This is a genomic window from Pseudomonas sp. LB3P93 (genome assembly GCF_054898025.1).
On sequence record NZ_CM142713.1, the window covers coordinates 5,526,726 to 5,537,434 of the forward strand.

Annotated in this window: 12 protein-coding genes; 6 read left to right on the forward strand and 6 right to left on the reverse strand. The window is 59.7% G+C overall.

What is annotated here, in order from left to right:
- Positions 1-102: 102 nt before the first annotated feature.
- The 3 genes from ACYZT8_RS25210 to ACYZT8_RS25220 all read left to right on the forward strand — a co-directional run bounded on the left by ACYZT8_RS25210 (position 103) and on the right by ACYZT8_RS25220 (position 2,609).
- A complete protein-coding gene (locus ACYZT8_RS25210; RefSeq protein WP_461976804.1) occupies positions 103-1,659 on the forward strand; it encodes a bifunctional aminoglycoside phosphotransferase/ATP-binding protein in 1,557 nt (518 codons plus the stop codon).
- Between the two features lie 91 nt (positions 1,660-1,750).
- Positions 1,751-2,095, forward strand: coding sequence for a pentapeptide repeat-containing protein (locus ACYZT8_RS25215; protein ID WP_461976806.1), 345 nt, complete (start codon positions 1,751-1,753; stop codon positions 2,093-2,095).
- A gap of 241 nt (positions 2,096-2,336) precedes the next feature.
- The gene (locus ACYZT8_RS25220) at positions 2,337-2,609 is read left to right on the forward strand and encodes a TfoX/Sxy family protein (protein WP_010467623.1); all 273 of its coding nucleotides are present in this window, start codon (positions 2,337-2,339) and stop codon (positions 2,607-2,609) included.
- Positions 2,610-2,874: 265 nt separating this feature from the next.
- On the opposite strand, the gene ACYZT8_RS25225 is transcribed toward ACYZT8_RS25220, so the two are convergent.
- Genes ACYZT8_RS25225 through ACYZT8_RS25240 form a run of 4 tightly spaced genes read right to left on the reverse strand, consistent with a single transcriptional unit; the run spans position 2,875 to position 6,421 of the window.
- Positions 2,875-3,726 carry a ChaN family lipoprotein gene (locus ACYZT8_RS25225; RefSeq protein ID WP_461976808.1) on the reverse strand — a complete coding sequence of 284 codons (852 nt, stop codon included), beginning with the start codon at positions 3,724-3,726 and terminating at the stop codon, positions 2,875-2,877.
- A gap of 21 nt (positions 3,727-3,747) precedes the next feature.
- On the reverse strand, positions 3,748-4,515 hold the full coding sequence (locus ACYZT8_RS25230; protein WP_461976810.1) for a heme ABC transporter ATP-binding protein: 768 nt from the start codon (positions 4,513-4,515) through the stop codon (positions 3,748-3,750).
- A complete protein-coding gene (locus ACYZT8_RS25235; RefSeq protein WP_461976812.1) occupies positions 4,515-5,552 on the reverse strand; it encodes a FecCD family ABC transporter permease in 1,038 nt (345 codons plus the stop codon). The genes ACYZT8_RS25230 and ACYZT8_RS25235 overlap by 1 nt, the downstream gene beginning before the upstream one ends.
- Complete coding sequence (locus tag ACYZT8_RS25240; protein WP_461976814.1) at positions 5,549-6,421, reverse strand: heme/hemin ABC transporter substrate-binding protein; 873 nt, start codon at positions 6,419-6,421, stop codon at positions 5,549-5,551. The genes ACYZT8_RS25235 and ACYZT8_RS25240 overlap by 4 nt, the downstream gene beginning before the upstream one ends.
- 165 nt (positions 6,422-6,586) lie before the next feature.
- Here ACYZT8_RS25240 and ACYZT8_RS25245 point away from each other — a divergent pair, with 165 nt between their 5' ends.
- A complete protein-coding gene (locus tag ACYZT8_RS25245) occupies positions 6,587-6,904 on the forward strand; it encodes a Rieske (2Fe-2S) protein (RefSeq protein ID WP_461976815.1) in 318 nt (105 codons plus the stop codon).
- On the opposite strand, the gene sfsA is transcribed toward ACYZT8_RS25245, so the two are convergent.
- Both sfsA and ACYZT8_RS25255 read right to left on the reverse strand, forming a co-directional pair.
- On the reverse strand, positions 6,901-7,614 hold the full coding sequence (sfsA, locus tag ACYZT8_RS25250) for a DNA/RNA nuclease SfsA (RefSeq protein ID WP_461976817.1): 714 nt from the start codon (positions 7,612-7,614) through the stop codon (positions 6,901-6,903). The two genes, ACYZT8_RS25245 and sfsA, sit on opposite strands and share 4 nt — an antisense overlap.
- Complete coding sequence (locus ACYZT8_RS25255) at positions 7,614-8,786, reverse strand: pyridoxal phosphate-dependent aminotransferase (protein WP_461976819.1); 1,173 nt, start codon at positions 8,784-8,786, stop codon at positions 7,614-7,616. Before ACYZT8_RS25255 ends, sfsA begins: the two co-directional genes overlap by 1 nt.
- Positions 8,787-9,120: 334 nt before the next feature.
- Between ACYZT8_RS25255 and dksA the strand changes: the two genes are divergently transcribed.
- Together dksA and gluQRS are read left to right on the forward strand one after the other, a co-directional pair.
- Positions 9,121-9,561, forward strand: a complete 441-nt coding sequence (dksA, locus tag ACYZT8_RS25260; protein WP_109634884.1) for an RNA polymerase-binding protein DksA — start codon at positions 9,121-9,123, stop codon at positions 9,559-9,561.
- A 212-nt stretch (positions 9,562-9,773) separates the two neighbouring features.
- Entirely contained in the window at positions 9,774-10,667 is an 894-nt protein-coding gene (gene gluQRS, locus ACYZT8_RS25265; protein WP_461976822.1) for a tRNA glutamyl-Q(34) synthetase GluQRS, read from the forward strand.
- Positions 10,668-10,709: the final 42 nt, after the last annotated feature.

The window sequence follows — 10,709 nt, forward strand, 5'->3', positions numbered from 1 at the left end:
CACTTTATTCATACTCAACAGGAGCCCTCCGAGGTTTGCGTCAGGCGGACTTGCAGCCATAATGGCGGCCGTGAATTTTCCCAAGACTTTGAAGGATCGCCTGTGAGCCAGTCCCTGATCGCCGCCCTGCAAAACCCGGCCCTCTACCCGCATCCGGTAGACGGGTTCCAGGTCATCGAGACCCATATCTCCTGGGTCATTCTCACTGGCCCCTTTGCTTATAAAGTGAAGAAGCCAGTAAATTTCGGCTTCCTCGACTTCACCACCCTCGACGCTCGCGAGCATTTCTGCGGCGAAGAACTGCGCCTCAACCAGCGCCTGACCAACGATTTGTATCTGGAAGTGTTGCCGATTACCGGCAGCGAAGAAGCACCGCAACTGGGCGGCGAAGGTCCGGTTGTCGATTTCGCGCTGAAAATGCGTCAATTCCCACAGAGCCAGTTGCTCAGCACCCTGCAAGCCAACGGCGAGTTGACTACCGCGCACATCGACGAGATGGCCGCGCAGATTGCCCAATTCCACCTCACTGCACCGAAAGTGCCTGGCGAACACGAAGCCGGCACCCCCGATAGCGTAATGGCGCCGGTACGCCAGAACTTCGAACAGATCCGTCCGTTCCTCAGCGACAAGGCCGATCTGCTGCAACTCGATGCTTTGCAAGCCTGGGCCGAAAGCAGCTTCGAACGCCTCAAGCCGCTGTTTGCCCAGCGCAAGACTGAAGGCTTCATCCGCGAATGCCACGGTGATATCCACCTGGGCAACGCCACCGTGATCGACGGCAAAGTCGTGATCTTCGACTGCATAGAGTTCAACGAACCGTTCCGCTTCACCGACGTTTATGCGGACACCGGTTTCCTGGCCATGGACCTGGAAGACCGCGGCCTGAAAAGCCTGGCACGTCGCTTCATCAGCCAGTACCTGGAACTGACCGGCGACTATCAGGGCCTTGAACTGCTGAACTTCTATAAAGCCTACCGCGCCCTGGTTCGCGCCAAGGTCAGCCTGTTCAGCATGCCGGCCGAGGCCGACCCGGTGCAACGCGCCACCACCCTGCGCCAGTACCGCAACTACGCCAACCTGGCGGAAAGCTACAGCACCATTCCTTCGCGCTTCATGGCGATTACCCACGGCGTTTCTGCCGTCGGCAAGAGCCACGTGGCCATGCGTCTGGTGGAAGCGCTGGGCGCCATTCGCCTGCGTTCGGATGTTGAACGCAAGCGCCTGTTCGGCGAGCAAACCGTAGCGAATGACCCGCAGGCCGGCATTTATAGTGCCGACGCCAGCGCCGCCACTTACAGCCGCTTGCATGAGATTGCCGCAGTCATCCTGCGCGCCGGTTTCCCGGTGGTCATTGATGCGACGTACCTCAAACGCGACCAGCGCGACGGCGCGGCGAAAATCGCCGAGGCCACCGGCGCACCGTTCCTGATCCTCGATTGCAATGCACCACAAGCCGTCATCGAAAGCTGGCTGGCCTTGCGTCAGGCAGACAAAAAGGATCCGTCCGACGCCAACCTGGCTGTCATCGCCGCGCAGCAAGCCAGTCGCGAAGCCCTGACGCCTGCCGAGATTCTGTGCAGCAAACGTGTCCAGACCAATGAAAGTGGAACGCTCGATACCGTCGTTGCGCAGATTCGCCAGCGCATGCCAGGCCTGTAAAAAACTATTTCAGCCGTGGAGCCCTCGCCGGCTTCACGGCTGCCAAATAGTGGCACTATACTGGCGTCATAAAACCATCAGGTGATGCGACATGAGCCAGCCGAAACTTCTCGACACCCCGCTTTATGCCTTGCTGCACAAAGACGACATCGCAGGCTTCAATGCCGAACGTGCCGGTCACGCCTCTGTCGACATGGTCGGCGGCGATTTTCGTGGCCTCGATCTGCGTGAGTTGAATGCCGATGGCGTCGACTTTACCGATGCCTATTTCCGCTCCGCCGATTTGCGCGGTATCGACTTCCGCAACGCATGCCTGGAAGGCGCAAGCCTGGCTCACGCACAGATCTCCGGCGCTTACTTTCCGCCAGAACTGAGCGCTGACGAGATCCTGATGTCGATGAATTTCGGTACTCGCCTGCGTTATCGCACCCGCTAAAAACGACGTTCTTCCTGACAAGTCCAGCGCCCCCGCTTTGCGCTGGACGCTGGATTTTTTGTCGCGAAAGTTGATTCCTGCGCTTCCCCCTACTGCTCCCGCAGACCGTTACGCGGCTCTTTGAGTATTGCTCTTAGAAGCTTTTGCGTCGAAACCGACCAAACAATCACGCTTTTCCTACTGATGGCTACACTCCTGAGAGGCTCGCCCACGCACCGATCGGCCGTCGCAAGGAGGCTTGATGAATGATGAACTGCAACACCTGAAGAATCTTGGCAAGACGTCGGCGCAGTGGCTGCATGCCGTGGGCATCCACAGCGCCTCGGACTTGCGTCGCCTCGGGGCGGTGGATGCTTATCGGGCCGTGCGTACGCGCGGGTTCCGGGCGTCCAAGGTGTTGTTGTATGCGATCGAAGGCGCACTGATGGACGTGCACTGGAATGACATTCCGGCTGATCGCAAAGAAGCCTTGAACAAACAACTGGAAGCCATCTCGTCACGTCACAAGAATTGAACAGGCAGATTTCGCCTCAGGATTACCGCCTGAAGCGCAATGATTTCGGGGCTATTCAGCAAGAGGATGGAGGATTTCAAAGAAATCAAAAAACAGCGGTTGACTTGGTAATGAGAATCGCTATGATTATCACAACTGGTCGCGAGACTGGTCGATATTTGAAAAGCCCTTGGTTCGGACTCTCAGATATCTCCTCATCAGGCTAATCACGGTTATTTGACCCGACTCTTGTCGGGTCTTTTTTTGCCTGTGAAAAAGTGGTCGTTTACTGACCGAACTGCTTACGCATTTCTGCACAGTAATCCTGAGCCGGCGTGGCGGGCGTATACCAGACGTAATCAGCCATGGCCGGTGTTACCTCACCGCCCTGCTTCGCCAGCATCAAAACCGTCGGTGATTGCGGCTCTCCAAGATCAAGCACGTGGATCGGCACGCCAACATCCTTGCGCGCATGATAGGCGCCGGCAAACAGCAGCGAAGGCGTCGGTGCCGACAGCAAACGCTCAGCCATCCGCCGATCACGTTGCTGCTGGACCGCCAGCATCGCGGGCATTTGTGAGGTGGGCAGCAAGCCGCAATGGGAGTCGTTGATCTGTGCCAGCAACTCATCCTTGACCGAAGCAGCGTTGGAACGCGAACCGCTCAATGTCGGTGGCTTGGCATAGACGGTACGGATTTCAAGATTATCCAGATTGGCCGCCAGCAGCGGGTACGGTTGAGTCAGCGCAAAACCCACGATCGGTCCGTACAGATTCCAGTCCCACCCCGACTGCCAGTTCAACGCGCCAGGCAAATCTGCGGGCAGCGTAGAGGCGCGGCGAACTTCATCAATGCGCGGTTGTTGATCCGGCGTAAGCATTTCCAGCAACAGGCTGCCCTGGGGTCGACGTTCGCCCAGCGCCTGCAACAACCACAATTGCAGTTGATGGTGATCACGATTGTCATGCTGCTCGCCGACGATCAACCGCGAAGGCTCGGCCAGCCGTGCGACCAGCTCCCGAGGTGTCAGGACCTGACCGCTGCGCAGGTCACGAATCTCACCGGTGACCGGCGGCGGGTTCGAGAGGTGCTGACAGCCACCCAGGACCAGCACCGCCAACAGCAAAATCACACGCATGTTCTCACCTCGATGAAATGCTCAGCGGGCGATGATCAGCGGATGCCCACGTTCCGGGTGCTGCTGCACCAATACTTCCAGCCCGAACACAGCTTTGAGTGGTCCCGGACGCAATACCTGCTCCGGTGTATCAAGCGCCACCGGTCGCCCACCTTCGAGCAGCAACAGGCGATCACAATAGCGTGCCGCCAGATTCAGATCATGCAGGATCACCAGCACCGCAGCGCCGTGATCGGCGAATTCGCGCACCGCTTGCAGGGTGGTGTGCTGGTGCAGCGGATCGAGCATCGAGGTCGGCTCATCGAGCAACAGCGTTTGCCCCGCTTCGCCTGGCCAGAGCTGCGCCAGCACCCGCGCCAAATGCACCCGCTGACGCTCGCCGCCGGACAGGGCCAGATAGCTGCGACCACTCAAGTGCTCCGCATCGGCTGCGTGCAAGGCGGCGGCGACGATCTCGTCATCCCGGACCCGCCCGCTTTGGTAAGGCAACCGCCCCATGCCGACCACTTCTTCGACACGAAAGGCGAAGTCCAAGGTCGATACTTGCGGCAGTACCGCCAGTCGCTGGGCTCGCTGCGCGCCGGTCCAATGACTCAACTCGCGATCATCGAGCCAGACGCTGCCGTGATCAGCCTTCAATTCACCGCACAAGGCGCCGAGCAAGGTACTTTTGCCGGCACCGTTTGGGCCCAAGACGCCAAGCACTTCGCCTGGCTTGAGCTCAAGTGTGATGTCCGTCAAAACGATCTTGGTGCCTCGACGGATTTGCAGGTGCTGGGTTCGCAACATCAGGCACGCCCTCTGAGCAATAAATACAGAAAGAACGGCGCACCGATGAAGGCCGTGACAATCCCGATCGGCAATTCCGCCGGTGCCAAAGCAAGCCGCGCCACCAGATCGGCAAACAGCAGGAGACTGGCACCCGCCAGCACCGAGGCCGGTAACAACACCCGATGATCAGGACCGGCGAGCAGTCGCACCAGATGCGGCACCACCAGGCCGACAAAGCCGATCATGCCCGCTGCCGCCACTGCCGCACCAACGCCCAGCGCAGTGCAGAACACCAATTCGCGCTTGAGCCCTTCGACGTCGATGCCCAAATGACCAGCCTCGGATTCGCCGAGCAACAGCGCATTCAGGGCCTTGGCCCGGCGCGGCAACCACAGCGCCACACCGGCGCTCACCAGCAGTAACGGCCAGAGCCGCGAATAGCTGGCGCCGTTGAGGCTGCCCAGGTTCCAGAAGGTCAGTGTGCGCAAGGTCGCATCGTCGGCCAGATAAGTGAACAGTCCCACTGCCGAGCCGGCCAGCGCAGTCAATGCGATACCGGCCAACAACATGGTTGCGACATTGGTCTGTCCATTGCGCCGACCCAGCCGATACACCAGCGCCGTCACGCCCAAGCCGCCGAGAAATGCGCACGCCGATAATAAATAAGGTCCGAACGATTCAGGCAGACCGCCAAACATTGAACCACCGACAATCGCGATTGCAGCGCCCAGTGCAGCACCGCTGGACACGCCTACCAACCCAGGATCAGCCAGAGGGTTACGAAACAAGCCCTGCATCGCCACGCCGGAAAGCGCCAGCACGCCACCCACCGCCAGGCCCAACAAGGTTCGAGGCAGGCGAATTTGCCCGAGGATCAGCTCGGCCTGCTCCAGCCCGTCAGGTGCAATGGGCAAGCCGATCAGGCGCAACGCCGCGCGCAAGGTATCGAATAAAGGCAGGCTCACCGGTCCGAGCGCCAACGACAACCAGATAGCCACTAAACAAAGCAGGCTTAAACCAATGAACAACGTGCGAGGTTTAACCAGAATGCTCATTGGGCGGCTTTACCGGGAAAGAAACCGTCAGAGAGCTTTTTCAGTTCATCGGGCAACCGTGGACCGAGACCGCCCACCAGTAACGTCGGATCGAGTTCAATGACGCGTCCATCCTTGGCTGCGCGAGTCGAGGACAGAATCGGGTTTTCCTTGAACAACGCCGCACGCGCGGCATCGCCGGTCAGCGCCCGGTCGGCAAACACCAGAACGTCGGGGTCCAGACTGACCAGCGACTCGACAGAAAAGGGTTTGTAGCCGGTATGCGTTGCCAGATTGTGCCCACCGGCTCGCTGGATCAACCAATCGGCGGCGGTGTCCTTGCCGGCAATAAGCGGTTTTCCGCCCGCATGACCCAGCAACAACAGCACCCCCGGCGATTTTTCCTTCAACTGTGCGCGAGTGACCCGAACCTTCTGTTGCTCGAGTTGCTGCTGATAAGACTGGATCAATTGCGCAGCCTGGTCTTCAGCACCGAGCAACTCGCCCAGATGCGTCAGGTTGCCCTGCAACGTCGGCAGATCTGGCTGAGCCGAGAACAACTCGACCTGCACGCCCGCGCTACGAATCTGCGACAGCACCGGCGGCGGCCCCATTTCTTCGGTGCCGACCAGAATCTGCGGGCGTAAGCTCAAGATGCCCTCTGCCGACAGTTGTCGTTGATAACCGATGCTCGGCAGCGCCTTCAACGACTCCGGATGCTGACTGGTGGTATCGACACCGACCAGTTTCGACTCACCGCCCAGCGCGCTCACCCACTCGGACAGGGCGCCGCCGGCACTGACCCAACGCTGTGGCAACTCGGCCGCTGCGGCGTGATGGCTGACGAGGAGTCCGACACACAGCGCAGCAACGCGGGTACTCAGGCGCATAAACAGCTTCCTTTTAAGTTTTCCCAGGCATCGAGATGTCAGGCCAAGTATCCTCGGCATCCGGCACCTGCACCCGACGGGCGAAGCGGCCATTTGATAATTGTTTGCATTTGAACGTCAAGCTCGGACACATCCGGTCACGAGCCGCAGGAGTTGAGGATAGACATGAAGTTGCTTTGCACAGGTGCCGAACTGGCTGACAACAGCAGTCGCGGATTCGAAGTCGACGGTCAGAAACTTTTTGCCGTGCGCCGGGGCGGCCAAGTGTACGTTTACATCAATCGCTGCCCGCACCGGGGCGTCGGGCTGGAATGGAAACCCGACCAGTTCCTCGACCCCAGCAACAGCCTGATCCAGTGCGCCACCCACGGCGCACTGTTCCTGATCGAAGACGGCGAATGCGTCGCCGGCCCGTGCGCCGGGCAATCCCTCACCACCATTGCCTGCCGCGAAGACGCGCAAGGGATCTGGATCAGCCTTTAGCCGTTCAGCAGCACATCCAGACGCCGCTCGACCACCATTTCTTCGTACGTCAATCGCACGCCATAGGCCAGCACCTCGACTCCGCACGCCACCGCCTCACGCAAGGCCGCCGCGTAGGCGGAATCGATTTCTTCTGCCGGACGCACGGCGTCAATCCCCGTGAGGTTTACGCAATACAACTGCACAGCGCGAATGCCGTCCCGAGCCAGATGTGCCAGCTCCCGCAAATGCTTGGCGCCCCGCTGCGTCACTGCATCGGGAAACGCCGCCACTGATGTACCGTCGAAGCCCAGGGTCACGCTTTTGACTTCTACATACGCCGGCCCGCTCGGGTATTCGAGACGGAAATCGATGCGGCTGCTTTCCTGCCCGTAGGCCACTTCGCGTTTCAACTCGGTGAAGCCGTTCAGCTCGGTAATCACGCCCGCCCGCAACGCCTCTTCGATCAACCCGTTGGCGCGCCCGGTGTTCACGCAAAACAGCCGGCCCTGTGGGGTTTCGCCGATTTCCCAGGTGCCTGGCAATTTGCGTTTCGGGTCGTTGGAGCGGCTGAACCACACCTGCCCGCCTTCCACCTGGCAATTGAGCATCGAACCCGTGTTCGGACAATGGATGGTCAGCAATTCGCCGCCAACGGTTTCGATATCGGCGAGAAAACGCTTGTAGCGGCGGATCAGGCGACCTTCTTCGAGGGGAGGATGAAAACGCATCAGCCTTGCCAGCTCCGCAAACCACGAGCGATCCGCTCGACCGCTTCTTCCAGGCGCGGCAGGCTTTGGGTGTACGCAAAACGCACGTGATGCCCGGCCTGATAGCGCCCGAAGTCCAGGCCCGGGGTAATTGCCACGTACTCGGTTTCGAGAAAATGTCGGCAGAACGCGAAGGCATCGCCGCCGAACTTGCTGATATCGGCGTACAAATAGAATGCGCCTTCCGGTTCGACGGCGATGCCGAAACCCAGTTCTCGCAGGGCCGGCAACAGGAAATCCCGACGACGCCCGAATTCGGCGCGACGTTCTTCCAGGATGCTGATCGTGGCCGGTTCGAAGCAGGCCAGTGCGGCGTGCTGGGCCATGCTCGGGGCGCTGATGTAGAGATTTTGCGCGAGTTTTTCCAGTTCGCCGACGGCTGCTTCAGGCGCGACCAGCCAACCCAGGCGCCAACCGGTCATGCCGAAATACTTGGAAAAACTATTCAGGACAAAGGCGCCGTCATCGACTTCCAGAACACTGGCGGCATCAGTGCCATAAGTCAGGCCATGGTAGATCTCGTCCACCACCAGATGACCTTGGCGCTCCTTGATCGCAGCCGACAAACCTGCCAGTTCATCGCGAGTCAGGATGGTCCCGGTAGGGTTGGCAGGCGAGGCCACCAAGGCGCCGACGCTGTCCTGATCCCAATGACGCGCCACCAGATCCGGCGTCAGTTGATAACGCACGTCCGGGCCGACCGGCACCAGTTGCGCGGCGCCTTCGACCAACCGCAGAAAATGCCGGTTGCAGGGGTAACCCGGGTCCGCCAGCAGCCAGTGTTTGCCCGGATCCACCAGCAAGGCACTGGCCAGCAACAGCGCACCGGAACCGCCGGGCGTGATGAGGATTCGCTGCGGATCAATGTTCAAACTGTAACGTTGTTGATAGAAATTCGAGATCGCTTCGCGTAACTCGGGGATGCCGCGCGCTGCCGTATAACGAGTCTTCCCTGCCGTCAGTGCCGCCTGGCCGGCCTGGATGATCGGCTCGGCGGTGGTGAAGTCCGGCTCGCCGATTTCCAGGTGGATCACATCGTGACCCGCTGCCTGCAATTCATTGGCCCGCGCCAGCAGCGCCATGACATGGAAAGGTTCGATCGCGCGACTGCGGGCACTGTAGGACTGAGCCATTAGCCTTCCTTACAACGGAGAAAAGAATCGATTCTACCCAAGCGCCGGAACGAGCGAGAACCTAAAGCGGTCAGAGGCGTTATAACCCTGACCGTAAACGACTTAAGCGTGTACCCCAGGTTTGACTAAAATCAATAATTGATCAGGTCTCCAACGCCGCCAGACAAGGCTTTGCAATCATTTGCAAGCCCTTGGGGCCACTACCTCGACATCCGGGAGTAGCGCGCCCCGATTTGATCTGGTAAGTTCGCCCGCTTGCAGCCGCAGGGCCGGCAGGTGTCGGTGATGGAGCAATCCTGCGCAATGGATTACAAGAGTAGAGGCGGTCCATTTCATGCCCACCCAAGCAAAGCAGCAAAATACGTCGATCAGCGGCTTCGAACCCTACAAAGAAGTAAAGGGCGAGGAGTACATGGGCAAGCCCATGCGCGCTCACTTCACCAAGATCCTGAATAAGTGGAAACAGGACTTGATGCAGGAAGTCGACCGTACGGTTGATCACATGAAGGACGAAGCGGCCAACTTCCCTGACCCGGCAGACCGTGCCAGCCAGGAAGAAGAGTTCAGCCTTGAACTGCGAGCCCGTGACCGCGAGCGCAAGTTGATCAAAAAGATCGACAAGACGCTGCAGCTGATCGAAGACGAAGAATATGGCTGGTGCGAGTCCTGCGGCGTCGAGATCGGCGTCAAGCGACTGGAAGCCCGCCCTACCGCCGACATGTGCGTTGACTGCAAGACCCTGGCGGAAATCAAGGAAAAGCAAGTCGGCAAGTAATGTCGCCTTGAACGAAGAACGGAGCGTGCGAACGCTCCGTTTTTGTTTCTGATATTTGCTGATAACTGTTGTGTCTTAAAATCGCCATCGCGAGCAAGCTCGCTCCCACATTGGATCTGTGGCGTAAACAAATCCAGTGTGGGAGCGAGCTTGCTCGCGATGGCGGCATCAAGCCGTGCGCTTAACAGGCGCCACAAAGTAATATTCCAGCCATGACTGCCACCGCCTCTCCCTATATCGGGCGCTTCGCCCCCACGCCCAGTGGCCATCTGCATTTCGGTTCGCTGGTCGCAGCGCTGGCCTCGTACCTCGACGCGCGTGCGGTGGGCGGTCGCTGGTTGATGCGCATGGAGGATCTCGATCCGCCACGGGAAGAACCCGGCGCTCAGGCAGCCATCTTGAATGCCCTGGAAAGTTACGGTTTCGAGTGGGACGGCGAAATGGTCCGCCAGAGCGACCGGCACGAGGCTTACGCCGAGGTCCTCAATCGCCTGTTCAATCACGGCCTCGCTTACGCCTGCACCTGTTCGCGCAAACAATTGGAGCCGTATCACGGCATTTACCCGGGCCTGTGCCGAAATGCCGGCCATGGCACTGAAGACGCCGCGATTCGACTGCGCGTGCCCGAACTGGACTACCACTTCATCGACCGCGTGCAAGGCGAGTTCCGCCAGCATCTGGGTCGGGAAGTCGGCGATTTCGTGATCCGCCGCCGCGACGGGCTCTACGCCTATCAACTGGCGGTGGTGCTGGACGATGCCTGGCAAGGCATCACCGATATCGTGCGTGGCGCTGATCTGCTGGATTCCACGCCGCGCCAGCTCTATCTGCAAGAACTGCTTGGCCTGCGGCAACCGCGCTACCTGCACATCCCGCTGATTACCCAGCCCGATGGCAACAAACTGGGTAAATCCTACCGCTCACCGCCGCTGACCGAAGACCAGGCCACGCCTTTGTTGCTGCGTGCGTTGCGCGCACTCGGGCAAAACCCGGGCAACGAACTGGCCTATGCCACACCACGGGAAGTGCTGGATTGGGGTATCGCCCACTGGGATGCGTTATTAATCCCGCGCACACTGACCCTGCCCGAAGCGCAACTACAGTGATCACACTTGCAGTGGCGCGCCCATCCGTTACCATCGCCGCAC